This is a genomic window from Rudanella paleaurantiibacter, from assembly GCF_009184635.1.
GTDB lineage: Bacteria > Bacteroidota > Bacteroidia > Cytophagales > Spirosomataceae > Rudanella > Rudanella paleaurantiibacter.
The window spans coordinates 169,855-194,818 of sequence record NZ_WELI01000006.1 but is presented as its reverse complement, the minus strand read 5'-3'; the positions used below and the strand labels follow the sequence as shown (position 1 = coordinate 194,818).

Sequence of the window (24,964 nt, the reverse complement as noted above, 5' to 3'; positions counted from 1 at the left end):
TGTCTTTTTATTTGAGAGAATATGCTAAACAGAAAGCCGCCCCCAACTTGAGGGGCGGCTTTTTTTATTTCGTTCACGTATTCGGTAAACCCTTAGTTCAAGGTGACCAGAGCCGACTTGTACACGCGCGACTCCATGGATTCGAGCCAATCGCGGAACGCATCGCTGTCTTCCGAAGCGTTCTCTAATTCGGCATCGATCTGACGCAGCAAAAAGTGCAACTGATGAATGTGCATCCACTGCTGACTAATGGCATCGGCCTCGTCGGAGTTGCGGGGCAACCGTCGGGCATCGCCCGTCATTTTGCGCAGGCTATGCCGCAGGTGGTACCGCAGAATCATTAATCGGCTGGCGAGTGGCAACTCAGTTGCCTGACGTTCGAGGTGACTGATTCCTCTGGAGAGCAACGTGTTACGTTGGTTCAATTGATCCGAAACGACCATCCAGGCCTGCTCGGCTTTCAGTGATTCATAAGTTACGGTCGGCATAACAGCTACGGCAAAAGCGTTTAAACAAATTTAGACACTAGACTGACTATACAATAGGAATTCCATATGTTTCATAAAATTTTAATTGGAATTCCTTCTTAGTAACCAAACTTTAGAGCCAAAATCTACTTAATGGTTTAATCGACCGGCATAGAACCATTACAAGCCGGGTGTCGTATATTACACAAGTACATTCTTCGCCTTGGTTAACACATGCACCTCTTACGTAATCTGGAGCTTGGGCTCTTTCTGACCGGTTTTGCGGTTTTCGTATTCACCCTCACACTGGGGCAGTTCCGGCTTACCGAAAGCGCGCTGACGGGCCTAGTAAAACCCGAACACCGGGCAGTTCTGCTCGACCGAACGGCCCCTATGCGCGACAAACTTTACGATAACCAGATAGCCTTTATCGGGGCATTTCAGGGCGCTATAGATGGCTATAATGAAGAGATGCGTACCCAAAGCCAATGGGATGCTGTGATTTATGACAATTATACATTTGCCGTAACCCAGGCCGCGTCGGTAGGGGCCGTGGCCAGCCATCCGTGGCTGTGGTTCTGGCTGAGTATTGGCTTAGCTACACTGGGTGGGCTGTTATATGTGCTCATTAACCCAAAATACCGGGGCCCGGCAGGTATTCGAAACGAGCATTTGTACGAGCATCCAGCCACCAATAGGGGTTGGGTAGCCTGGCTCGTGGGGTCGTTTCTGATTGGGTTTTATATCCTGCTTTATTTCTTCCCCGAATACCTGACCAACTGGACACTCCTGGTGAGCCCCATTCGGCAACTGATTAGCGGCAAACAGGGCACCGAAACACTCGCCAGCCAATGGTTCCTGTACGGATTTCTATACACGGTGGTGATTCTGGTCATGGGCATCCGAATGCTGGTTCGGCACCGGCACAGCCCATATCAGCAATGGCGTACGGCTTCGGTGATGTTCTTTCAGGTCTCATTTGCCTTCCTGATCCCCGAAATACTCGCTTTGCTCAACCAGCCGTATCAGGACTTGAAAAATATTTGGCCGCTCGACTACGATTTTTTCTTCGATTACGAGCTCAACGCCAAAATTGAGGCTGGCACCTTCGGAGTGTTTATGCTCGTTTGGGGCATTATTCTGACCGTCGTGGGCGTGCCGGTACTCACCTACTTTTTCGGCAAGCGTTGGTATTGCTCATGGGTATGTGGCTGCGGGGGCCTGGCCGAAACCCTCGGTGACCCGTACCGCCAACTGTCCGACAAACGGCTGGAGGCCTGGAAGTTTGAGCGGTGGATGGTTCATAGCGTACTGGTTTTCGCCGTAGTGATGACGGCCCTCGTTCTGTACACCTACTTCACCGGCCAATCGACTGTGCTGGGTGTGCTCGATTCGTACAGCGTTCGGTCGGCCTATGGGTTTTACATAGGCTCCCTGTTTTCGGGGGTTATTGGTACCGGTTTTTACCCCATCATGGGCAACCGGGTCTGGTGCCGGTTTGGGTGCCCGTTGGCCGCGTATCTGGGTCTGGTCCAGCGTTTTAAATCACGCTTTCGGATTACCACCAACGGGGGGCAGTGTATTTCGTGCGGCAATTGCTCGGCCTACTGTGAAATGGGTATTGATGTGCGCTGGTACGCCCAACGTCAGCAAGACATCGTGCGCTCGTCGTGCGTGGGCTGCGGTATCTGTTCGGCCGTGTGCCCGCGGGGGGTTCTGAACCTCGAAACCGGGCGAGTCGATACCCGTAACATCTAAAAAAACGGTCTGGTACCCAAAGCAAGCCTATTTTGGGTACCAGACCGTCGTATCTTCCAGTTACTTATATTCCAACGTACCCGTGCGGGGTTACGGCGCGGAGCTCGGCTTTTACCGACTCCGACACGTTTAGCCCCTCAATAAACTGACGGATGCTATCGGCCGTGATTTTCTCGTTGGTCCGCGTCAGGGCTTTCAGAGCTTCGTAGGGTTGTGGGTAGCCTTCCCGACGCAAAATAGTTTGGAGAGCTTCGGCCACTACAGCCCAGTTTTCTTCGAGGTCGGCCCGCAAAGCCGCTTCATTCAATTCAAGCTTACTGAGCCCTTTGAGCGTCGCTTTTAAGGCAATCACGGCATGGGCAAACGGTACGCCCAGGTTGCGCAACACGGTTGAGTCGGTCAGGTCGCGCTGCAAGCGGGAGATGGGCAATTTGGCCGACAGATGCTCGAACAACGCATTGGCGATGCCCAGATTCCCCTCCGAATTTTCAAAATCAATCGGGTTTACCTTGTGCGGCATGGCCGACGAGCCAACCTCACCCGCTTTCAGCTTCTGCTTGAAGTAGTTCATCGAGACATACGTCCAGATGTCACGGTCCAGGTCAATCAGAATCGTGTTGAGCCGCTTAAACGCGTCGAGCGTAGCCGCCAGCATATCGTAATGCTCAATCTGGGTAGTAAACTGGCTCCGAACCAGCCCCAGGCTCTGCACAAAGGCATCGCCAAACTGTTTCCAGTTGATAGCCGGGTAGGCTACATGGTGCGCATTGAAATTACCCGTGGCTCCGCCAAACTTGGCTGCCGACGGAATCTGCACCAGCAGGTCGAGCTGCTTGTCGATCCGCTCGCAGAAAACCAGCAACTCTTTGCCCAGGCGCGTTGGCGAAGCGGGCTGCCCGTGCGTACGGGCCAGCATCGGGACAGTGGCCCATTGGTCGGCTAGTTGCCGTAGCCGCTCATTTACCTCGCGGTAAAGGGGTGTAATTTCGGTTTTGAGAGCCTCGTCGAGCAACAGCGGAATAGCCGTGTTGTTGATGTCCTGCGAGGTCAGGCCAAAATGGATAAACTCCAGCTTATCGGCAATGGGCAGGCTTTGCAGTTTTTCTTTGATGAAATACTCAACCGCCTTAACGTCGTGGTTGGTTGTAGCCTCAATTTCCTTGATCCGAAGGGCGTCGGCCTCCGTGAAGTTTTCGTACAGACCCCGGAGTGTCGGAAACAGGTTCTTATCTGTATCAGCCAGTTGGGGAATGGGCCACTCGCAGAGCGCGATAAAGTACTCGATTTCGATCCGAACCCGGTACCGAATCAGGCCAAATTCAGAGAAGTACGGGGCCAAAGCGGTTACTTGCCGACGATAGCGGCCATCGACGGGCGTGATTGCCGTCAGCGCAGATAATTCCATCCGGCAAAGATATTGCAATAGGCGCAGGGATGGAACGGATTCGGGCGGTTAGTTTGGTAAGACTACGGATTGAGTCGGTACAAGCCACTCAATCCGTAGTCCTGGCATCGCTTAGAACGGTTGCAGATACACCCCGACACCCAACCAGAACACCCGGTCGGCTTCGTAGATGCTGTACGGCCGGAAACCCGCGTAGGTTTCGAGCAGGAATGTCAGGTTATTGGGTCCCTGCCCCACGGTTGTTCCGATACCGGCTTTTACGCCCGGCCTGAAATTGGTTTGCTGCCACATTTTCAGATCAAGTCCACCTACCAGCTGCGCGTTTTTGGTCGATGGCTTTTTGTACCAGAATCCCGCTTGTGCGCTCAGGGGCTTGCGCTCCTGCGAGATGCGCAGCCCTACGCCCACCCCTCCGTACACGCGCACGTCACGTATCTGCTGGCTGTACGTTGCGTCGATCAGTTCGTAATTGACAGCGTTGGGGAGCCGGAAATTGAGCTGATTCCGAATGATAAAATCGTCGCCGAGGTGCGATGAAAGGTGATACGCCCGGAATCGCCAGGTGCCAACTCCGCGCCGAAGGTGGTACGAGATACCCACCCGGTAGTCGGTGTTAATCAGTTGCCGACGTTGCTTGTTAATTTTTTCGTCTTTGTACACCTCAAACTGCGTAAACGAAGCGACATCGAGAGCCCATTCGCTGGCCCGGTTGGTGCCGGTTTGCCGCCGGAAGAACGGTTTCTGCAAACCAAACGCAAACGGCACAATCGTTCCTTCGTAACGCTCGCCATTGCTCACAAACAGCGGTAACACACTACCGTACGTCTGCGACTGAAGCGGATCGAGTAGAATGGGGGCAAACAGGTGGTCTTTGGGAAATAACTGTTTCCGGGCACTGAATGCCGCCGTTGTGTCGGGGCGGGTTGCCGCAGCCGTAGCCGCTTCTTCGCGCCGACGCTGTTCCTTGGTTTGCCGATCGAGCGCCCGCTCGGCCTCCCGTTGCTGCTGTTGCTGCTGCCGATCCAGCTCCGCCTGCCGACGGGCGGCCTCGCGCTGTTGCTGAAGTACGTCACGCTGTTTTTGGGCTGCTTCGCGGTTTTGTGCCTCCTGGGCTTGCCGAGCCGCTTTCTCGCGGGCAGCCTGCTCCTGCCGGGCAGCCTCAGCTGCGCGTCGGGCTTCGCGCTCGCGGTCGGCGGTGGTGGGTTTACTCGGTGTTGGGGTGGGTGCCTCAGCCGGGGCCGTCGAAATTGGCGATGTAGCAGCCGGAGGTGCCGCACTGGAGGGTGCCGCACTGGATGGTGCCGTTACGGGCGTCGATGCCGGAGCTGGAGCTGGTGCGGGAGGTACCGTGCTGGAGGGAGCCATGCTGGACGGTGCAGGCTTTGGTGCTTCTGTTTTGGCCGCGGGTGTTTCGCCCCGTTTTTGGGCCTCTTTCTGGGCTTCACGCTCTTTACGTTTGCGCTCTTTTTCGGCCTGTTCGGCAAAATACTGCCGTTGCCGCTCGGCCATTTCGGCTTTAAACTTACGTTGCGCTTCGATTTCTCGCTGCAAACGCTCCTGCCGCTTCTGTTCGGCGGGGGTCAGCGTTTTGCTCGTCGGCGAAGTAGGGGTCTGTGCGTAGACTGTCAGCGTACTGGCAACAAGCAGCAGACCTATCAATTGAGTAGTAGTGCGCATGATTTAGGCTTACAAAAAGAGGAGCGTAGAGAATCCCTCTCGCTCCTCTTTAGAAGTTGTTTGAGTTAGCGATTTAAGGCTGTAAGGAGTGGAGAAGCCAAGGGCCCAAAGACGCCCTTACGGACCAAAGCGATTAACTCAAACAGCTTCTTAGGATGCAAAATACGCTTAGTTCTGTTTGAGAGCCGCGTAGTGCTTGAAAAACAAGGGAATGGTTTCGATTCCTTTGTAAAAATTAAACAGGCCATAACTCTCGTTGGGCGAGTGAAGCGCGTCGATATCAAGCCCGAAACCCATCAGGATCGACTTGATACCCAGCTCCTGCTCAAAGAGCGCCACAATCGGGATACTGCCTCCACCCCGGGTCGGAATCGGTTTTTTCCCCCACGACTCTTCCATAGCCCGGCTGGCAGCTTCGAACTCCACCGAGTCGGTAGGCATCACGTAAGGCAGCCCACCATGATGTGGCCGCACCTCTACCCGCACAGACGCCGGCGCAATGGACTCAAAATGCCGGGTAAACAACTCGGTGATTTCGTCGGGCGTTTGGTTCGGTACGAGTCGCATACTGATTTTGGCCGACGCTTTGGATGGCAACACCGTTTTGGCCCCTTCGCCAATGTAGCCGCCCCAGATACCATTTACGTCGAGTGTGGGCCGTACCGAGGTCCGCTCGATGGTTGAGTAACCAGCCTCACCAAACACCTCCTGAATACCCAAATCGCGCTTGTACTCGACAAGGTCAAAAGGTGCTTTCGCCATTTCGGTACGCTCGTCGGCACTCAGTTCAACTACTTTATCGTAGAAGCCCGGAATCGTGATATGACCGTCGGCATCTTTCAGCGATGCAATCATCTGGCACAATACGTTCACCGGGTTGTCGACTCCTCCGCCGTACACCCCCGAATGCAGGTCGCGGTTAGGGCCGGTCACTTCCACCTCTACGTACGAAAGGCCACGCAGACCTGTTTCGAGCGAGGGCACATCGTTGGCAATGATACTCGTGTCGGAAATCAGGATGGCATCGGCCTTCAGAAGCTCACGGTTTTCGGTTACGAAAAGCCCCAGATGGTCTGAACCCACTTCCTCCTCGCCTTCAATCATCACCTTCACGTTACAAGGCAGTGAGTTGGTGGCAATCATGGCCTCAATGGCCTTCACGTGCATGTAAAACTGGCCTTTGTCGTCGCAGGCCCCACGGGCATAGATGCGCTCGTTACGGATGGTTGGCTCAAAGGGGGGCGTGTGCCAGAGTTCGTAGGGATCGGCGGGTTGCACGTCGTAGTGGCCGTAAACCAGCACGGTAGGCAGAGCCGGGTCAATCAGTTTTTCGGCGTACACAATCGGGTGCCCGGCCGTTTCGAACAACTGAGCCCGGTCGACACCGGCCGCTGTCAGTTTATCACGGACAAACTCAGCCGCCCGCCGAACATCATCTTTGAATTTGGAGTCGGCCGATACAGACGGAATCCGAAGCAGTTCGAGCAGTTCGTCTAAATAACGCTGTTTGTTTGACTCAATGTACGATGCAGTAGCAGCATTCATCAGGATTTGGTTTTTAGGTTCACGCTGTTGATTCGCAAAGTTGGCAAAAACCGGGCGGGTTTTGAAACCCTCATACAAAGAAGCGAAGGCACCGGAACAGAATTAATCTCTGCACAGTGCCTTCGCTTCGGGGCGTATGCCCACCCTATTTCGTAAATCTTTATTTCCGTTTCCGCAACCGAATCAGCACGGTTCGGCTTTCCTGTCCGTTCAGGATTCGGCTGATATTCTTTTTGTGGGTAAGCACCACCAGCAGAAACACCACAAAGCCAAACACAATGAGCAGGGGGCTTTCTTTCTGACCAAAGGCGCGCATGAGCAGCAGAACCGGAAACGCCAGTGCAGCCAGCATTGAACCGAGTGATACGTACTGCGACGAAAGCACCACCAGCAAAAAGATACCGATACAAACGGCAGCTACCTCCGGGTGCGTAGCCAGTACCATACCCAACAATGAAGCAACGCCTTTGCCACCCCGAAACTGAGCAAACACCGGATACAGGTGACCCACTACGGCCGTGAGGCCAAACAGAAGCTTAAAAATCAGGATATGGTCTTCGGTAATCCAGCCAATCTGCCCCAGGAGCGTAGCCAGTAAAGCGGCCGTGTAGCCTTTGAGCACATCAACCAGCATTACTACTGTACCAGCCCGCTTGCCCAGCACCCGAAAGGTGTTGGTGGCTCCCGCGTTACCACTTCCAAACTGGCGAACGTCGACCCCAAAAAAGGCCTGACCATACCAAACAGACGTTGGGATGGAGCCCAACAGATACGCAAGTACAAACGCTACGGCTACAGCCAATACACTCATAAACGTGAGTTATTATGGATTGAACCTACATTTTATTTTGCAGGCAGTCGCAATGATAACACATGAAACCGTCAATATTATCCCAAAGTTGAGATTTAATAAAAGTTTTTGGCATATCAAATATACCAAAACCATTATTTTATTGCATAATCTTACTTTCCTCCAACTACGACCTCAATAAGGTCAGTTTCGGTCAGGTAGCGGGTAGCCATTTGGGCAATGGTTTCGGCGGAAACAGACCGGATGTTAGCCACGTAATTCGTCAGAAAATCGGTTGGCAGGCCATCCAGCAGAATCAGCTTGTACCGGTCCGCAATTTCGAATGGGGTGTTAAGCGACCCCACAAATTCACCCGCCATGAAATTCTTGACCGTTTCGAGCTCGTCGGCCGGAACAAGCTCGGTTTGCAATCGCCGGATCTCCTTCCGGGTTTCGTCGAGGGTTTGCTGGGTAAACTCTTTCTTTACATCGGTACCGATGAGGAAGTAGCCTTCGTGCCGGAATGAGATCAGATTTGACGAAATGCCGTAGGTGAACCCTTTTTCTTCGCGGATATTCTTCATGAGTCGCGACCCGAAATAACCCCCCAGCAGTTCGTTGGTCACCAGCATCGGGAAGAAATCGGGATGATCGCGGGTAAACAACCGGCGTCCCATCCGAATTGACGATTGCAGACTCTCGGCTTTTTCGGCCAGAATAACCGGTTGGCTCGTGGTCCGTTCGGGCAGGGCCTCTGTGTCGGTAACGGCCCCGGCAAAGGTCATGGAGCCGAAGTAATGATCTACGAGTGCAACTTCCGCTTCGGTCACGTGTCCGGCCAGTAAGACCTGAAAGGGCCGGTTGCGAATGGTTCGGTCGAAATGGCCCGCAATATCGGTCCGGGTAATCTGTTCGACTACCTCCGGCCGCTGTGTACGCCCGTACGGATGCGCCTTCCCGAACAGATTTTCCCGAAACAGCACCCCGGCCACATAGGCGTTCTTTTCGAGGTTGACGCGCAGGTTTTGGAGCGTAATGTTGCGCAGGTCTTCAAACTCTTTCTCAGGGAACACCGGTTCGGTGAGCATTTCTTTCACCATAGGCAACACATCGGCCAGATGGCGCGTGAGGCAGTACACCACTACACTGCACCGGTCGGGGCCAGCGTTGAGTTCCAGAAACGCCCCGTACCGGTCGAAATACTCACTGATTTGGGCCGACGAATGCCCGGCGGTTCCTTCGGCGAGCATTTTCATAGCGAAAAAGGCAGCACCCGCCTGCCCATTTTCGTACCAGGTACCGGCATCGAAAATACACTCGATCCGCATAACCGGCTGCTGATGAACCGAAACCAGATGAACGGGTAAACCATTGGCCAATGTGGTAGATTGCACGGCGGGCAAACGCACTTCATGAATGGCCTGAAACGAAGGTGACTGTGTACGATCTAAAAGCATATCCGAACGGCCCCTCAGGGGGGCCTTACGCAAGAGGGTTGGCTGAGCGCAAACCCGTAGGTGTATGTATGCGGAAAGACGTTAGGCGTCAGACAGTCTTAATCGAGCCTGAAGCCTAACGTCTTCCCGTTAGTAACTGAATATAAGTACAATTAAATGTAAAATGTATAACGGGGAAGCTGATTATCAGCAGATAAACCAATTATTGCATTGTGCATTTTACATTGTTCATTCACTTTTAGTTGGAAGAGTCATCTTCGACATCTTCTTCATCATCGGCAATACGAACGCCTTTGCTCAGGTTGATCAGCAGCGATACCCGGAAGGTATTAGCCAGTGGGCTTCCCTGCGTGACGGGCATCAGATACGAGAAATCAACGCCGTACCGATCCTGAAGCCGGATGCCAACCCCAGCCGTAAAGAACCGACGGCCGCCTTTCTGCGCCGACTCGTGGAAGTAGCCCAGCCGGGCCGCAAACTGATCATTGTACCAGTACTCCACCCCGGTCGAGATCGTAACCTCTTTCAGTTCTTCAGAGAAACCACCCGGTGCATCGGCAAAGGAACCAAACACCGACGCAATGTACGACTTCGTTGTGTCGACAGGCGGTGTAGGCACCATCAGCTTGTTCAGGTCCAGCGCGATGTTGAATTTGTTGTACTGATCGGCATAGTACGTCAAAGCGGTTCCCAAACGGAAATTGGTTGGGATATAGTAGCGTTGATCTGTCCCGTACGATACGCGGCCACCCAGATTCGAGAGCATGGCTCCGAACGCCAGGCCAAGGCCCCGGCCGGTTGCTTCGTCGCGAACCTCGTTCCGGTAAAACGCGCTAATATCGGCAGCAGCAGTGGCAGCTGGCTTCACCGGCGTACCCACTACCATCGTCGAACCAGCAAGGTTTGAGTTCAGGTACTTGATGTTTACGCCCATTGAGAAGTTCTTCGTCAGACGGGCCGAATACGACCCGGTAAAGGCATACTCGCGGGAGTTGAACGTACCGGCAGCCAGGCCCTGACTAGTCGTGAACTGAATGGTTCCGAGATCAAAATACGTCATCGAAGCGCCAATAGCTTGATTCTTACCGATCTTCTTATACCCCATCAGGTTGGTGTAATACATGTCGCCGATGAGGTCGCGCAGCCAGGGCGTGTACGAGAGCGAGGCTCCGGCGTCTTTATCGGCAAATACCAGTTTGGAGGGGTTCCAGTAAATGGCGTTAGCGTCGGCACTGAGAGCGACCCCGGCATCGCCCATGGCACCGCTACGGGCATCGGGCGTGAAGTTCAGGAATGGCACCGCAGAGGTAACGGCATTGCGGACTTGCTGACCGCTGGCATTTACTGGCGTTGTTTGCGCGGAAGCCAGAAAAGGAACAAAGCAGATGACTCCGAGAAAAAGGCGGGAAGAGCTGCGCTTCATAAAATATGGTAAGTGAACACGGCGCTGATCTCCACTGAGATGCGGGCCGGGGGTCAAAATTACGACGATTCGCTATGAATGAAAAAAAGTGCTCAAAATTGATGCCGGGCATTTATCCAGTGTGTTACCGCACCAGCAGAATCCGGTTGCCAGCTTTAGCTTCGGAACCGTCCGAAGCGGCCCGAAGCACGACCCGGTACAGATACAACCCGTTGATTAGCAACGACCCAGCCCCGTTTCGTCCGTCCCATTGACCCAACGACACCGTTTCGGGGCAACTATCGCACTGACCAACCTGTTCGCTCAGTAAACGCCCGGCCTGATCGTACACCTGCACTGACCAGTCGAGTGTTTCGCCCGGCCGGTTGTGGTTCAGTGCCAACTGCGTTTGATCGACTACCGGATTGGGGCTGGCCCAGAGCGAACGAATCAGCAGGGAGGGCTTTTCCGACACTATAAACGTCAACGCCCCCTCGGTTGAATTATTGTTAACATCCCAGGCTTTCGCCCGCACCGTGTACGACCCCGAAGGCAGGTTTCGGAACGTTACGCTCGCACTCCCCCGCCGACCTTCGCTATCTTCAGATACGTAATTACTGTTCAAAACGATTGGAGCGTCTGTATTCAATTGCGCCGTTAGCTCATGACCCAAGCCGGTTTGTGCCAGATTAATACCCAGATTATCGGCCACCTGAATGCGTAACGTAACGTCGGGCCCGGCCACACGAACCCGATCGCTCCCATCTGGAGTGCCCCCGATTACGGCCAGGGTGAGCGAGGGTGGTTGGGTATCAACAACCGGATTCGCTGCCGTACTGCCGATAACGAGGCTGGCCGCTTGCCCAATCGCATCGAATAGGCTGTCGGCCCGTAGCGCGTAGGCATACAACCGCCCTTGCCCAAAGCTATAATCAATGTCTTTGGGCACCACAAACTGCACCCGGAAACGACCCTGATTCACGGCTACCTGCCCCGAGAAAATAAGGCTTGCGTAGGTTTGGTAGTTCATCGGGCTACTCTCGGTGCCGCGTGTGGTACGCGAAAGCGGTTTGTCGTAGAGAGTCAGGCGCACGCGTCCGTTGAAATCGCTCATGCGCTGGCGGGTAGCTGGCTGCTGAATTTCGCCCTCCAGCACCACCGACTGCAACGCCCGCAGGGTATCGGGAGCACCCGCCTTTACAGCCCGCCCGTTGACGTGCGTTAGGGCAACGTCGGCCTGCGGATAGGCCAACCGCATGGATGGGTCGGCTATGAGGGCGAAGTTGCGGTTGAGGCTGCCGCTCAAACTGTTGTTTTTCGTCTCCCGAAACACATCGCCCAGGCGCGGCATCTGGCCATTCACAGGTTTAAACACGGCCTGGTAAAAGGCTTCGTTAAGCAGAAAGTTGGTATTGGCGTACACCGGGCGGGTAGTGGTAAGCAAACCGATGGCCCCGCCCTGCCGACTCAGCAGCGCCAGTTCGGCCCCGGAGTTTACGTTGGGGTCATCGTAGCGCCCAAACTCACAGGTAGCCGTTACGAGCAGGGGCAAACGCCGGTTTCGCCAGGTAAAAATGTCGTTCAGGGTCAGCACCTGCTCTTCGGCCCAGCCGGTTTCGCCCCCATGACCGGTATAGTTGATAATCAGGCGGCCTTCGTCAATAATCCGGCTGATGGTCTGATTCACGCCCGGAGCCCGCTGCCCGCCCGGCGCCGACTCCTGCACAAAGTCATCCAGAAAAATTCGCTGCGGCCGGAATGGGGTTTTCCGTTCAATATCACGAGCTAGCTGGTCGGCATCATTCTGGTGAATGTTTGAGTCGCCATCATCGGCTACGAACGCAACCCGGGTTTGCCAATCGCCAGCCAGCGAGCGGTCGGTAGCGTACCGAATCAGCTTATCGACCACAGTACGGGCTTCGTCAGGTGTTTTCACAGGAAGTCGCCCAATCCCAATGTCGAGCCGTAGGTCACCGGCATTCGTTTCGGGCCATTCACCAGCATTTTCCTGCAAAAAGCCAAAATAATCGTCCGACGAATAACTAAGCACCGGGTGGAGCGATTCGCGACTTTCGTACACGGGTACCGTATTGGCCCACTGTGCCGGGTTTAATATACCCGACAGGTTCCGGTAATCGAAGGTAGCATCGCCAAACAGGAGCAGGTAGCGCAAAGTGCCGGGTGCTTTCCTGTCGAAATACCGGGCCGCATCGCGGATAGCAGTCGGGTCGGGCTGCCCCGACGCAAATTCGTTATACAACTGCTGCGTGGTCACAACCAGCGTGGTGAGGCCATCATTGGTTTGCCGGAAGGATGCCAGTCGTTCGGCCTCAGCCCGGAAAGCCGCCGGGGTCACAATCAGCAGCTGGGGCGTTGCTTCGGCCCGCACGTTCTGATTAGGCACCAACGCGAGTGTGAGAGGTTGTCTAAACTGGTTATCGGCAAACAGCACATACCTCCCCTGGCTCGCGCTTGCCCACGTACCATCGGGGCCTGTGGGGGTTACTGATTGGCTCACGGGCGCAGTAGGCAGGCTCACATCCCACACACGCAACCCACCCGTAACCTGCCGCACGGTGTACCGACCGGGAGAAAGCCATGCCAACGTCGGGGTATCGTACAGTCGCAACTCCCGTCGGGTTTGGACCCCCAGAAAATTGAGGTAAGCCGCTGCCGACGACTGACCGGCCCTATCGTAACTGAGCGTAACCCGCAGGTTGGGGTCGGTACCCGCCGTGGCCGAGAAAAGGCGACGGTTCTCGATGCCTTTCCGGTCGTAGCGGTATCCTGAAAGGGCTTCAACCGATTGCGTCCCCAGGGACAGACTATTCAGGCGGAGAGTAAATTGTGTGGTAGCAGGGGCATCGGCCACCACCGATGAGGTAATTTCTATGGGCGAATTGGTCACCAGACCGGGGATGTCAAACGCAAACGTCTGCTCAGTCGTAATGCCAAAAAACTCACCCAGCCACTCACGCCCCGACCGCACACGGCTCGTTTGTTCGAGTTCGTGAAACCGGTAATGGGCAAACGATGATACGGCCGGTAAGCCGGTGCCATCGCCCGGTGCCCGCATGGCCATTCGGCGGCCGGGCTGATCGGCTACGGTCAGGAAATAAAAAGTGGTATCGCTATAGGGGTTAATGGTGTGGCTCAACCGGCCCGTTGCCGAGTCTTGCCGAATTACGTGCGGGCCCTCACCCCAAAACAACAAGGCATCACCCCGGTCGAAACGGCCATCGGCCTCGCCTTCGACCAGAATGGCGTTCTCGGTGAGATCGGCTGGGCGTGGAGTCGAGTTGGCTTGCGGTAAAGGGGCTCCACCGTTGCCGTACAGCCGAAAACGGCGCGGGTCGGCATTGGCAAAAGCTGGCTGAATAGCACTTATAGCCTCGTAACTGAGCCGGTACGGACCTGTTTGGGTAATACCGATTTTGACCCACGTACCGGTGCGCAAAACCGACTGGGCCGATGCGTACACACTCAGTAGAAGAGCCAAACCGGCCAACCCGTACCGGCAGAACCACACCAGCCGGCCTGCTCCGCCATCACGTTGCCTGTTCCCCCGAAAACCGTACACCTTATCCATTTTCCATCTCGACCAGAGCATGAGCCAGAATCGCATACGAACGGCCCGATGCCACCTCTTTACAAACGATACGGGTGCGCCGAACAGTACCCCGCACAAAGGTCTTTTTCGCCAACCGAAACGCACTTCCTTCGGGCACATCCTGTAGCAGCACCCGGCCCGCTGGTTGTGGATCAGCACTACGCAAAGCGGCCATTAAACCCGGATGTGCGTGCGAGGAGGCTGCTGGTTGCCGGAGATAGTCGCGCAGGGGCGTCAGAATAGCTTCCGGGAAAACCGATGCGGTCAGCACAGGCCGCATCAGGTTGGCAAACGTTTGCTGCCATTCCGGCCCATGTGGCTTGGGCATAGTCCGACGGCGACCCAGTGGCTGAGCCCGGTGCACAGCCGCATGCGCCACTTCGTGCACATACGTAATCAGAAACGCGTACGGATTCAGATCGGCATTGACCGAAATATGCAATGACCCGTCGGGCAGCGCCCTGAAATCGCCCAGCCGTGTACGACGGGGGCGCGAAATGGTAAATCCAAACTTGTATTCCCCCCACAGCTCTCGTGCGTAGGCCGAGGCCCCGGCCGGGAAATACCTTTCAAAAACGTCCATAAAAAAAGAAGCCCTATCAAAGATAAGGCTTCTTCCAGTGCTTTCGGTTGGTGTCCGAAATTACTTCGCGCTGTCGGCAGGAGCAACAGCAGCTGAATCCGTAGCTGCAGCAGCCGTCGTGTCGGTTGACATGGCAGCTGAGTCAGTTGACATGGTAGTCGTTGCCGTTGAGTCAACAGCAGCTTCTTCAGTCTTAGGCTTGCTCTGGCAGGCAGCGAAAGTGACCATCGTACCAACGAACAGTAAAGCGAGTGCTTTTTTCATTGTCTTAATAGTGGTTGTTTTAAGTTCCACCTGCAAATAGTAGAGTTAGCTTGAAAAATACAAAGCAAACCCCTATTTAATTTTGATTCAAGGGCTTATCTATCAGAAAAATCCTGTTTGCAGGTAGGTTAACTTTATTGAAATGGGGCTACGAAACCCGGCCGGTCCGTGCCCGCAGGCGGTCATATACGCCGGTGCTGCGGAAGGTAAGCAGCTTATGCCCGAAATAATTGGCGAGGAAGCTAAAACCCATACCGGCTACGTGTGAGGTTTTTTCGCGCCAGAATATTTCTACTTTGGGTAGCAGAGGGGTGGCAATCCAGCGGAGCGTGCCAACGGATACGAAGTACTGCACCGCCCAGGCCACTAACGCAATGGCTACAAATTTTACGGCTTCGCGGCTGGTATTGCCCGTTTGCCGGGCCGAGAATGCGTACACTTTAGTCGGAACAAAACTGACGACAGTGGCAGTCAGGTAGCCCAGCACGACACTCGTATCAAAGGTGTAGTCCAGATTTTCGCGGTACACGATCTGGCTAAAGAAGTTGACGGAGGCCCCAAACAGTGCCGTCAGGAAAAACGTAAGAAAGTCTTTACGCCGACCGATTTTGGTTGTTTGTAGTACCTCTACATTCACGTTTACAGGCCAGTTAGTTGTTCTGAATAGGTATTCAACCGACAAACGAATGGATAAGTTAGCCGTTGGCTTAGACCTTACTTCTTTACTGATTGAACGGCTACACAACCAATAGACAGAATGGTTGTGTAGCCGTTCAGAGCAATGCGTATTGAAACGATGAGCTATCCCACAATGGGTATGCTCATACTGCGTTACACCAGACTGCGAACCAAGTTAGGCAATATACCTAATACAATGGTAAGAATGGTAGCAGCAATTAGTACATACCGATAGAATGGGGCTACCCGAATGGCGGTCGTCTGCCCGTCGCGGAGGTACATGGCAATGATGACACGGAAGTAATAATAGATGCTTACCGCCGACATCAGCACGGCCACAACGAGCAACCAGAAGATACCCCGGTTGGCGGCCGTCGTAAACACCATAAACTTACCCCAGAAGCCGGCCGTCAGCGGAATACCCGCCAATGATAGCATGGCTACTGTCATAATAAAGCCCAGTAACGGGTTTTGTCGGGCCAGGCCGTTGAAGGCATCGTAGCTTTCGTCGGTAGGCTTGCCTTCGCCTGATTGATGGCGGCTCACCACGAGCAGCACCCCAAAGGCTGCAATTGTGGCTACCGAGTAAGCGAGTGAGTAAAACACCAGTGCCTGCTTGCTCTGCTGACCTACGGCCGTCAGGGCAATCAGCAGATAGCCCGCATGGGAGATGCTCGAGTAAGCCATCATCCGCTTAAAGCTGCTCTGATACACCGCCGTAAAGTTGCTCACAACCAGCGTAATCACCGTTACCGCCATCAGAATAACGCCCCAGAACGAATAGATGCCCGTAAATGAAAACGATAGCAAGCGAAGCAGAGCGGCAAAGCCAGCCGTTTTCACTACCGTCGACATAAACGCCGTGAACAGCGTGGGGGCCCCTTCGTACACGTCGGGCGTCCAGAAATGGAACGGAGCCGCCGATACTTTGAACAGGATACCCACCAAGAGCAGCAGTAGGCCCATGTACAGCAACAGGGGTGAACCATACGCAACCCCGCCGTTTACGTACGAACGGAGGTCTGAAAGCACAAATGACCCAGACGTTCCGTAAAGCAGGGCCAGGCCAAACAACATGATACCCGTGGCGAAAGACCCCATCAGGAAGTATTTCAAAGCGGCCTCGTTGGAGCGCAGGTTGCGCTTGTCGCTACCGGTAAGTACGTACATAGCTACCGACAGAATCTCGACTCCTACAAACAGCATGATGAGGTTCTCGAAACTAATCATCATGATGGCGCCCACCAGCGAAAACAGCATGATGGCGTAGTACTCGGCCGGTTGAGCCGATTCATCCTCCAGAAAACTGCTCGACAACGACACCACCATGAACGCCGACAACAGCACAATAGCCGTAAAGGCAATAGACAGATTGGTGGACAACAACATGTCGTTGAAGTACATGTAATTCTTGCCCCAGTCAACAAACGACGCTCCGAAGGCTATGGCAATAAACAGCAGCGTAGCCGGGAGTAAAATCGCTTTTGATTTGGCAAACCCCAGAAACAACAGGGCAATTCCGAAAACCGAAAGTAATATGATGGGTAGCATGATGTCTATTTGATGTACCGCAACAGGTTCGTAACGGCGGGTTCGGTGAGTTTAAGGAATGAGGCCGGATACAAGCCCATCCAGAACACAAAGAATACTAAGGGAACAAGCACCCATAGTTCGGAGGTGCTCAGGTCGGCAAACGACTGTGTATTGTTGCTGGGCTTGCCAAACATGGTTTTCTGGAACATCCGCAACATATACACCGCGCCCAGAATGATGGTCAGGCCGGCCAACGCCCCCAGGTAGTTGTTATAGTCGAACACGCCTTTGAGCAGCAGAAACTCACCCACAAAGCCATTGGTCAGCGGCAAAGCCACACTACCCAACATCAGAATCATAAACAGCACCGTCAGCTTGGGTGTAGTGCGGGTAATGCCGCCCAACTGATCGAGTTGCCGGGTTTTGGCCCGGTCGAAGATCAGCTCGGCTACGAAAAACAGACCCACCACATTGATACCGTGCGCCAGCATCTGAATCAGGGCACCCTGTACGCCATAGGTAGTCTGTGAGAAAACCCCGGCAGCCATGAGACCCACGTGCGCAAACGATGAGTACGCGATCAGGCGCTTCATGTCGCGCTGACGGATAGCGATGACCGAACCATACACAATACCAATCACCGACAGGACCGCGGCCATCATACCCCAGGTATCCAGACCGGCGGGTACAATGGGCAGAATAAACCGAATAAGCCCGTAAACCCCCATTTTGAGCATGATACCCGCCAGCAACATGGTGGCTGGTGTCGGCGACTCAACGTAGGTATCGGGTTGCCAGGTGTGGAATGGGAACACCGGCATCTTGATGGCGAAGGCAATGAAGAAAGCCCAGAAAACCCAGCCCTGTGCAGCCGGTGTCAGATTGAGCTTGTAGAAATCGGCAATGGCCGACGAATGCAGGCCGGGCGTTTGGTAGTACAGATACACAAGGGCAACGAGCATCAGCAGGCTACCAAAAATCGTGTAGATGAAAAACTTAAACGTAACCGGGATTCGGTTGGCACCACCCCACAAAGCCGCCAGAAAATACACCGGAATCAGGGCAGCTTCGAAGAAGAGATAAAACAGGAACGCATCGCGGGCGGTGAATACCCCCATCAGGGCCGCCTGCATGTACAGAATCAGGGCGTAAAACGTGGCCGACCGATTGTAATTCTGGCCAAAGGCCGACAGTACAATAAGCGGAACCAGCAGACCAGTCAATAAAACCAGCAAGATGCTGATGCCGTCGATTCCACCGCTGAACCGGATACCAAGGACATTGATCCAGGGCACGTCGAAGCCAAACTGAAACTCGGGCGTGGCTATAAACTGACTGATTACGTAGGCCGCCAGCAAAAACTCGAGAAGAGCGGCCCCGAGGGCAAACCGCTTAGCCGAGTCACCGTTGAGAAGTAACGTGACCGTGGCTGCTACGGCCGGGAAGAAAATAAGAGCAAGCGTGAGCATGAATGGGTCGTTACGTTCAGATATTCAGGTAGCCCAAAACGGACGTCCAGTTGATAAAAAACCGCAGGGCAATAATCAGGGCCAGGCTCAGAACCATGGCAAACACGTACGAGCCAATGGAGCCGTTCTGCACCAGCCGAAGTTGGCCCGATACCGTCCGAACCAACCAGGCTACGGCACCCACCACCCCGTCGACAACGAATTCGCCAACGCTGTAGAGCCCATCGCCCAGTGCCCGCACCGGACGCACAATGAGTACTTCGTAAAATTCGTCGATGTAGTATTTGTTGTACACCACTTTGGCAGGCAGCGACCGCTCAGCCGAATCAGGGGCGGGTACGGCCGCGTTACGGACGTACATCACATAAGCTACAATGGCCGACAGCAGAGCTACCCCCGCCGAAATGCCCATGAGCATCAGTTCTTCGCTGGCGCCCATGGTGTGACCACCAAAGGCGGCCGGGTTCACCTGCTGTGATCCGGCGTATAGCGGTGCCATGAACTCGGCCAGGGCAGAGTGTCCACCCAGTGCGTGCGGCACATTGAGCAAACCACCCACTACCGACAATACCGCCAGTACCATCAGGGGCAGGGTCATGGTCAGGGGCGACTCATGCAGGTGATGTTTTTGTTCGGCTGTGCCCCGGAATTCACCGAAGAACGTCAGGAACAAAAGCCGGAACATATAGAATGAAGTCATGGCGGATCCCAGCACACCCAACGCCCAGAGTACCTTGTTGTGCTCCCAAACATGCGCCAGGATTTCGTCTTTCGAGAAGAAACCGGCAAACGGCGGAATACCCGAAATAGCAATGGTACCGATCAGGAACGTCCAGAACGTGATGGGCAGGTACTTGCGCAAACCACCCATGTTGCGGATGTCCTGCTCGTCGGACATGGCATGAATTACACTACCAGCCCCAAGGAAGAGGAGCGCCTTGAAGAAAGCGTGCGTCAGTACGTGGAACATACCGCCGGTATAAGCCGCTACACTCAGACCCAGGAACATGTAGCCGAGCTGCGACACCGTTGAGTAAGCCAGTACTTTCTTAATATCATTCTGCAACAGACCAATCGATGCGGCCAGCAGGGCCGTTGCCATCGCAATACCACCCATGATTTCGAGCGTCAGCGGAGACAGGGTGTACAGTACGTTGGACCGAACCACCATGTAAATGCCGGCCGTCACCATGGTAGCCGCGTGAATGAGGGCCGAAACCGGTGTTGGGCCAGCCATAGCGTCGGGCAGCCAGGTGTAGAGCGGAATCTGCGCCGACTTACCCATAGCCCCTACAAACAGCAGCAGCGTAATGGCCAGCACCGTTTTATCGCCAATGGTCATTCCCGTTGCCGAGGCAAACACATCGCTGTATTCAACCGAACCAAAGGTGGTGAAGATGAGGAAAATGCCCAGCAGGAAGCCAAGGTCACCAATCCGGTTCATCACAAAGGCTTTGCGGGCGGCATTGTTGTAACTGGTATTGGTATTCCAGAACCCGATGAGCAGGTATGAACACAAACCAACGCCTTCCCAGCCAATAAACATGATGACGTAGTTGGAGCCCATCACCAGCAGGAGCATGAAGAACAAGAACAGGTTCAGGAAAGCCATAAACTTGCCGTATCCTTCATCGTGCTTCATGTAGCCAATGCTGTAGAGATGAATGAGCGAGCCTACGCCCGTCACCACCAGCAGCATAATCAGCGAGAGCTGATCGATCTGGAAAGAGAAGTTAATATGCAGGTCGGCCACGCTGATCCAGTCGAACAACAAGGCTTTGAAGGGTTGATTACCCCCGGCCCGGAAGTTTGAAAACAGGCTAAGAACCGCCAGAAATGACAGCACCGGCCCGGCTACGGCCAGCGGCCCTACCAACGACGCCGGAACCCGACGGAACCCCAAACCATTGGCCACAAAACCAAGAAGGGGCAATAGGGGAATAAGAATACAGAGTAGTTCAGCTTGCATAGAAACAAGTTTTCAGTTTGCTGTTTTCCGTTTTCAGTCATGCTTACCGGTTGCAACACAGGCCAATCGCCCTGCGCAACGGTAAACAGAGAGCTGTAAACCGAAAACTCGCTTTACCATTTCAGTTTGTTGAGTGCCCCGATATCAATTGAGCGCGTATTTCGATAGATCATCACGATAATGGCAAGCCCAACCGCAACTTCGGCGGCAGCCACAGCCATGATGAAAAAGACGAATACCTGCCCCGTCGGATCGGACTTGTACGACGAAAAGGCAATGAGGAGCATGTTGACAGCATTGAGCATGAGCTCAATCGACATGAAGATTATGATGGCATTACGCCGGGTCAACACACCGATAATGCCAATCACAAACAACGCTGTACTAAAAATGAGATAATAGTTGAGCGGTATTTGTTGAATGACCTCCGGAATGAGTACCTGCTGAGTGGGTTGCATAGTGAACCGGTAATGTAAAAGTCGCGCAAATGTAATGATAAAAGTGTGTCGGTGGATAGCTGACTTCTTTCGTCGAGGGCCTATCCGACCGAATTTGGCCCTAAAACGGGCCTCCGTCGGCACATACTCACTTAGTGCCGTTGGTAAACATCCGCAGCCGGATCTCGGTCAGTCGGCGTTTGGTATCGAGCGGAAACTCGCCTTTAAGCATCCAGTCGTAGAAAGAAGGCTCTTTTTTGAGCACATCCAGCACGGCTACGCCCTTGTGTTTGCCGAAGTTGAAAACCTCTTCGCCTTTGTCGTTATAAATAATCCGCCCGGCCAGGTCTACGTTTTTATTCATGGTCAGCGCGTGCAGAAAATCAACATCGGCCTGGAATACCACCGCCCGGCCCGCTTCGTCTTTGGCGGGCATCCCCTCATAACGGGCCATTTGGGCACTGAGCACCTCAAACGTAGCGAGGGTGTCGGCTTCGGCACTGTGCGCGTTTTCGAGGTCTTTATTGCAGTAAAACTTGTAGGCAGCCGAGAGAGTACGCGGTTCCATGAGATGATAAATCCGCTGCGCGTCGATCATCCGCCGGTTCCGCATGTCGAAATCAATATTAGCCCGCAAAAACTCCTCTACCAGCAAGGGCACATCGAACCGGTTGATGTTGAACCCGGCCAAATCGCAACCATCCAGAAACTGAGCCAACATCCGGGCCACGGCTTTAAACGGCGGTGCATCAACTACATCTTCGTCGTAAATACCATGAATCAGGCTCGACTCTACCGGAATCGGCATACCGGGGTTCACGCGCTGATTTTTGATTACGACTTCGCCCGAGGGCATCGCCTTAACAATGCAGATATCGATAATTCGGTCTTTCGCAATGTTAACCCCTGTGGTCTCGAGGTCGAAGAAAGCCAGCGGTTTACGAAGTTGTAATTGGTGCGTCATGGGTCAATTAAATAAAGCTTTCTTGTTAGTACCGTGTTTCCGGGTGGGTAATAGAACCACAAAAGTATGAAAAGCGACACGAACAATCTTCAGTAAAGTGGTAGGCAAGCCCGGCGGCACTTGCCGCTACCTACCCCACGGGCGCGCAAAAACTGCCGACTATCAAGTAAGCAAACCCGTCTGTTCTTCTTTTACGACAAACCCTTACAACGTTTATCGTTTTTAGTTTTTGGTTTACGGTTTACCTAATTCAGACACACTATTTCTGTACTGAGTGCGAAACCACCCCACCATACCACTACGAACGAAAGACCAAAAACCACGTATCACGTATGAATACGAACCGGCTCGACCGTCGCGATTTCTTGCAGAAAGCGGCTCTGGCAACCCTCGCGGGCGTTACGTTGCCCGTTCTGGCTCCGGCCAAACACATCCGCACAGCCGATAATGTGGTGCTCGGCCACAACTCGCACCGGTACCGGGTAGTACCCAACTGGGGCGTTCTGGATGCGGGCAAAAACCCCGTCAACGACTGCCACGAAATGGTGGAAGACGCTAAAGGACGGATCTTCCTGCTCACCAACGAAACCAAAAATAATATCCTGATTTACGATAAATCGGGTAAGCTGCTCGATAGCTGGGGCACCACCTACCCCGGCGCTCACGGCCTCACTATTCTGAACGAGGGGGGCGAACAGTTTCTGCTCATCAGCGATAACGCCCGGCGGCAGGTGATCAAAACCGACCTCAAAGGCCGCGAGATCATGAAGATCGACTACCCCCGAGAAACCGGGGTGTATGCCCATGCCGGTGAGTTTACCCCAACCGAAACGGCCGTCAACCCCGCTAATGGAGATATTTACGTGGCCGATGGCTATGGGGCCAATTACATTACGCAGTACGACGCCAAAGGGCGGTACATCCGGCACTTTGGCGGCAAAAGCAACGACGCGGCCGTAAACGATAAATTCGACTGCTGCCACGGCGTACTTGTCGACACCCGCAATAAGGCCAACCCAACCCTGCTCGTTACCGACAGGCGGCATCAGTGCTTCAAGCGGTTTACGCTCGATGGTAAATACCTGTCGACCATTCCGATGCCAGGCACCTACATTTGCCGGCCGGTACTTCACGGAGATTACATTTTCGGGGCGGCCTACCGGAGCACGTCCGATCAATATCCCAACTCGGGCTATGTGCAGATTCTGGACAAAAACGACAAGGTAGTTTCGACCCCCGGTGGTACAGCCCCTATTTACCAGAACGGCAAACTGCAGGAACAACAAAAAGACCGGTCGTTTATGGGCCTCATGCACCCGCACGACGTACACGTCGACAATGACGAGAACCTGTACGTAGCGCAGTGGAGCTCACAGAAAACGTATCCGATCAAACTCGAACGCATCGGCTAATTACATGATACTTCTCCAGGCCCCGTCGGATTGGGCATTGTTTTTTGGTCATTTCCACCCGCTCATTGTGCACTTGCCTATTGGCTTTCTGTTCATTGCCGGGCTTCTGGAAGTGGGTCGGCGGTTAGGAGCCGTCAGCCTGACCGACTCGGTCATTAGCCTGATCCTGTTCTGGTCGGCGGTGAGCGCTACGGTAGCCTGTTTGTTTGGCTATCTGCTCTCGCTGGGGGGCGGCTACGAAGCCGAAATTCTGGAAGAACACCAATGGCAGGGTATTGGGGTGGCCGTTTTTGCCTGGGTAGCCTGGCTGGTTAAATCAGAGCGGTTCGGCGACCGTATCCCGTTCGGGTCGCTCCTGTACGTACCGGCATTGGTCGTCTCTATTGTCTTGCTGATGGTAGCCGGGCATCATGGGGGGGCGCTCACGCACGGGTCCGACTACCTCACGCAATACACGCCCGAACCCTTCCGGTCGCTGGCAGGAATGCCTCCGCGCAAAGAATCTGAAGTTGCTATAAAACCGCTGGCCGACGTAAATCAGGCGCTGGTGTACGAGCAGGTGGTCAACCCTATTTTGCAGGCCCGATGCGTACAATGCCACAACGCCGAAAAATCGAAAGGTGACCTCCGCTTCGATACGGCTGAGATGCTCCGCAAAGGGGGCGAAGGCGGGCCCGTATTTGTTCCGGGCAAAGGCCTCGACAGCGAGCTGATTAAGCGTTGCCTGCTCCCTCTTGACGACGATGAGCACATGCCGCCCAAAGGCAAAACCCAACTCACCGATAGTCAGGTGGCTATCCTGAGCTGGTGGATTGATCAGGGAGCGCCCTTCGACAAGAAGGTAGCTGACCTGACCGTGACCGATGCCGTAAAACCAGCTCTGGCGCAGCTCGGCAGCGGTGCACCGGCCGGAGGCAGTAGCGCGGCACCGGCAGCCGCCACTGGCCCGGCCCCCGAACCAGAGGTACTCACCATGCAGGTACCCGCAGCCGATGCCGGGGCCCTCGAAACCGTGCGCAAAACGGGCTTGCTCGTAATGCCCTTGTCGAAAGAGCAGAATCAGCTCGAAGTAAGCGCCGTAAACGCCCGTGCCTTCGGCGATGCCGATGCTGCCGCCCTTACCGCGCTCGATGAGCAGCTGGTTTGGTTAAAGCTGAGCAACACGAGCGTGGGCGACGGGGCGCTGACCCAGATAGCCAAGTTGAAAAACCTGCACAAACTGCATCTGGAGCAAACCAAAATCACCGATGCGGGCCTCAAAAATCTGAAAGGATTACCCCACCTGACGTACCTGAACCTGTACGGCACGGCCATCTCAGACGCCGGTTTAGCCGAACTCGCGGGCATCAAAAGCCTGCGGACCCTGTATCTGTGGCAAACCAAAGTCACCCCGGCGGGTATTGCTCAGTTGAAAAAGGCAGCCCCTCAGCTTGAAATTATTGGCGGGCTCAACGAGCAGGCAATCGCCACGTTTGCAACCAGTGTAACCCAACCGGCTATTGAGTCGCCCAAAGCAACCAAGCAGTAGAGTGGCCTGATTTTTG

General features: G+C 54.3%; 19 protein-coding genes. 3 read left to right on the top strand and 16 right to left on the bottom strand.

Annotated features, from left to right (window positions below; translation table 11 throughout):
* Window positions 1-92 precede the first annotated feature (92 nt).
* Window positions 93-488, bottom strand: a complete 396-nt coding sequence (locus F5984_RS15925; RefSeq protein ID WP_152125241.1) for a hypothetical protein — start codon at window positions 486-488, stop codon at window positions 93-95.
* Between the two features lie 213 nt (window positions 489-701).
* Here F5984_RS15925 and F5984_RS15920 point away from each other — a divergent pair, with 213 nt between their 5' ends.
* Window positions 702-2,225, top strand: a complete 1,524-nt coding sequence (locus F5984_RS15920; RefSeq protein ID WP_152125240.1) for a 4Fe-4S binding protein — start codon at window positions 702-704, stop codon at window positions 2,223-2,225.
* Between the two features lie 64 nt (window positions 2,226-2,289).
* Here F5984_RS15920 and purB read toward each other — a convergent pair whose 3' ends face one another.
* The 15 genes from purB to F5984_RS15845 form a co-directional block, all read right to left on the bottom strand.
* Window positions 2,290-3,630: an adenylosuccinate lyase gene (gene purB / locus F5984_RS15915; RefSeq protein ID WP_152125239.1), complete on the bottom strand. Its 1,341-nt coding sequence runs from the start codon at window positions 3,628-3,630 to the stop codon at window positions 2,290-2,292.
* Between the two features lie 111 nt (window positions 3,631-3,741).
* On the bottom strand, window positions 3,742-5,307 hold the full coding sequence (locus F5984_RS15910) for a DUF1207 domain-containing protein (protein WP_152125238.1): 1,566 nt from the start codon (window positions 5,305-5,307) through the stop codon (window positions 3,742-3,744).
* Window positions 5,308-5,475: 168 nt separating this feature from the next.
* Entirely contained in the window at window positions 5,476-6,852 is a 1,377-nt protein-coding gene (locus F5984_RS15905; protein ID WP_152125237.1) for a dipeptidase, read from the bottom strand.
* A 160-nt stretch (window positions 6,853-7,012) separates the two neighbouring features.
* Window positions 7,013-7,663 carry a glycerol-3-phosphate 1-O-acyltransferase PlsY gene (gene plsY, locus F5984_RS15900; RefSeq protein WP_152125236.1) on the bottom strand — a complete coding sequence of 217 codons (651 nt, stop codon included), beginning with the start codon at window positions 7,661-7,663 and terminating at the stop codon, window positions 7,013-7,015.
* Between the two features lie 152 nt (window positions 7,664-7,815).
* A complete protein-coding gene (locus F5984_RS15895) occupies window positions 7,816-9,099 on the bottom strand; it encodes a M16 family metallopeptidase (protein ID WP_152125235.1) in 1,284 nt (427 codons plus the stop codon).
* 238 nt (window positions 9,100-9,337) lie between these two features.
* Window positions 9,338-10,522, bottom strand: coding sequence for a type IX secretion system outer membrane channel protein PorV (gene porV, locus F5984_RS15890; protein ID WP_152125234.1), 1,185 nt, complete (start codon window positions 10,520-10,522; stop codon window positions 9,338-9,340).
* Between the two features lie 124 nt (window positions 10,523-10,646).
* Window positions 10,647-14,111, bottom strand: coding sequence for a type IX secretion system sortase PorU (gene porU, locus F5984_RS15885; protein WP_246169036.1), 3,465 nt, complete (start codon window positions 14,109-14,111; stop codon window positions 10,647-10,649).
* Window positions 14,083-14,694, bottom strand: coding sequence for a SprT family zinc-dependent metalloprotease (locus tag F5984_RS15880; protein WP_152125233.1), 612 nt, complete (start codon window positions 14,692-14,694; stop codon window positions 14,083-14,085). Before F5984_RS15880 ends, porU begins: the two co-directional genes overlap by 29 nt.
* A gap of 60 nt (window positions 14,695-14,754) precedes the next feature.
* Window positions 14,755-14,958 carry a hypothetical protein gene (locus tag F5984_RS15875; RefSeq protein ID WP_152125232.1) on the bottom strand — a complete coding sequence of 68 codons (204 nt, stop codon included), beginning with the start codon at window positions 14,956-14,958 and terminating at the stop codon, window positions 14,755-14,757.
* 148 nt (window positions 14,959-15,106) lie between these two features.
* On the bottom strand, window positions 15,107-15,595 hold the full coding sequence (locus tag F5984_RS15870; protein WP_152125231.1) for a GtrA family protein: 489 nt from the start codon (window positions 15,593-15,595) through the stop codon (window positions 15,107-15,109).
* Between the two features lie 194 nt (window positions 15,596-15,789).
* Entirely contained in the window at window positions 15,790-17,187 is a 1,398-nt protein-coding gene (locus tag F5984_RS15865; protein WP_152125230.1) for an NADH-quinone oxidoreductase subunit N, read from the bottom strand.
* A gap of 5 nt (window positions 17,188-17,192) precedes the next feature.
* The gene (locus F5984_RS15860; RefSeq protein ID WP_152125229.1) at window positions 17,193-18,638 is read right to left on the bottom strand and encodes a complex I subunit 4 family protein; all 1,446 of its coding nucleotides are present in this window, start codon (window positions 18,636-18,638) and stop codon (window positions 17,193-17,195) included.
* A gap of 16 nt (window positions 18,639-18,654) precedes the next feature.
* On the bottom strand, window positions 18,655-20,607 hold the full coding sequence (gene nuoL / locus F5984_RS15855) for an NADH-quinone oxidoreductase subunit L (protein ID WP_019988621.1): 1,953 nt from the start codon (window positions 20,605-20,607) through the stop codon (window positions 18,655-18,657).
* A gap of 113 nt (window positions 20,608-20,720) precedes the next feature.
* On the bottom strand, window positions 20,721-21,065 hold the full coding sequence (gene nuoK / locus F5984_RS15850) for an NADH-quinone oxidoreductase subunit NuoK (protein WP_019988622.1): 345 nt from the start codon (window positions 21,063-21,065) through the stop codon (window positions 20,721-20,723).
* Window positions 21,066-21,192: 127 nt separating this feature from the next.
* Window positions 21,193-22,008, bottom strand: a complete 816-nt coding sequence (locus F5984_RS15845; protein WP_152125228.1) for a 3'-5' exonuclease — start codon at window positions 22,006-22,008, stop codon at window positions 21,193-21,195.
* Window positions 22,009-22,340: 332 nt separating this feature from the next.
* Here F5984_RS15845 and F5984_RS15840 point away from each other — a divergent pair, with 332 nt between their 5' ends.
* On the top strand, window positions 22,341-23,420 hold the full coding sequence (locus tag F5984_RS15840) for a twin-arginine translocation signal domain-containing protein (protein ID WP_152125227.1): 1,080 nt from the start codon (window positions 22,341-22,343) through the stop codon (window positions 23,418-23,420).
* 4 nt (window positions 23,421-23,424) lie between these two features.
* A complete protein-coding gene (locus F5984_RS15835; RefSeq protein ID WP_152125226.1) occupies window positions 23,425-24,948 on the top strand; it encodes a c-type cytochrome domain-containing protein in 1,524 nt (507 codons plus the stop codon).
* Window positions 24,949-24,964: the final 16 nt, after the last annotated feature.

What these genes read in the sequence shown, in the direction of transcription:
- F5984_RS15905 (WP_152125237.1), bottom strand. Translation starts at nt 6,852, where the DNA reads ATGAATGCTGCTACTGCATCGTACATTGAGTCAAACAAACAGCGTTAT.
- nuoK (WP_019988622.1), bottom strand. Translation starts at nt 21,065, where the DNA reads ATGCAACCCACTCAGCAGGTACTCATTCCGGAGGTCATTCAACAAATA.
- nuoL (WP_019988621.1), bottom strand. Translation starts at nt 20,607, where the DNA reads ATGCAAGCTGAACTACTCTGTATTCTTATTCCCCTATTGCCCCTTCTT.
- porV (WP_152125234.1), bottom strand. Translation starts at nt 10,522, where the DNA reads ATGAAGCGCAGCTCTTCCCGCCTTTTTCTCGGAGTCATCTGCTTTGTT.
- F5984_RS15865 (WP_152125230.1), bottom strand. Translation starts at nt 17,187, where the DNA reads ATGCTACCCATCATATTACTTTCGGTTTTCGGAATTGCCCTGTTGTTT.
- plsY (WP_152125236.1), bottom strand. Translation starts at nt 7,663, where the DNA reads ATGAGTGTATTGGCTGTAGCCGTAGCGTTTGTACTTGCGTATCTGTTG.
- F5984_RS15925 (WP_152125241.1), bottom strand. Translation starts at nt 488, where the DNA reads ATGCCGACCGTAACTTATGAATCACTGAAAGCCGAGCAGGCCTGGATG.
- F5984_RS15835 (WP_152125226.1), top strand. Translation starts at nt 23,425, where the DNA reads ATGATACTTCTCCAGGCCCCGTCGGATTGGGCATTGTTTTTTGGTCAT.
- F5984_RS15845 (WP_152125228.1), bottom strand. Translation starts at nt 22,008, where the DNA reads ATGACGCACCAATTACAACTTCGTAAACCGCTGGCTTTCTTCGACCTC.
- porU (WP_246169036.1), bottom strand. Translation starts at nt 14,111, where the DNA reads ATGCTCTGGTCGAGATGGAAAATGGATAAGGTGTACGGTTTTCGGGGG.
- F5984_RS15875 (WP_152125232.1), bottom strand. Translation starts at nt 14,958, where the DNA reads ATGAAAAAAGCACTCGCTTTACTGTTCGTTGGTACGATGGTCACTTTC.
- F5984_RS15880 (WP_152125233.1), bottom strand. Translation starts at nt 14,694, where the DNA reads ATGGACGTTTTTGAAAGGTATTTCCCGGCCGGGGCCTCGGCCTACGCA.
- F5984_RS15910 (WP_152125238.1), bottom strand. Translation starts at nt 5,307, where the DNA reads ATGCGCACTACTACTCAATTGATAGGTCTGCTGCTTGTTGCCAGTACG.
- purB (WP_152125239.1), bottom strand. Translation starts at nt 3,630, where the DNA reads ATGGAATTATCTGCGCTGACGGCAATCACGCCCGTCGATGGCCGCTAT.
- F5984_RS15840 (WP_152125227.1), top strand. Translation starts at nt 22,341, where the DNA reads ATGAATACGAACCGGCTCGACCGTCGCGATTTCTTGCAGAAAGCGGCT.
- F5984_RS15920 (WP_152125240.1), top strand. Translation starts at nt 702, where the DNA reads ATGCACCTCTTACGTAATCTGGAGCTTGGGCTCTTTCTGACCGGTTTT.
- F5984_RS15895 (WP_152125235.1), bottom strand. Translation starts at nt 9,099, where the DNA reads ATGCTTTTAGATCGTACACAGTCACCTTCGTTTCAGGCCATTCATGAA.
- F5984_RS15860 (WP_152125229.1), bottom strand. Translation starts at nt 18,638, where the DNA reads ATGCTCACGCTTGCTCTTATTTTCTTCCCGGCCGTAGCAGCCACGGTC.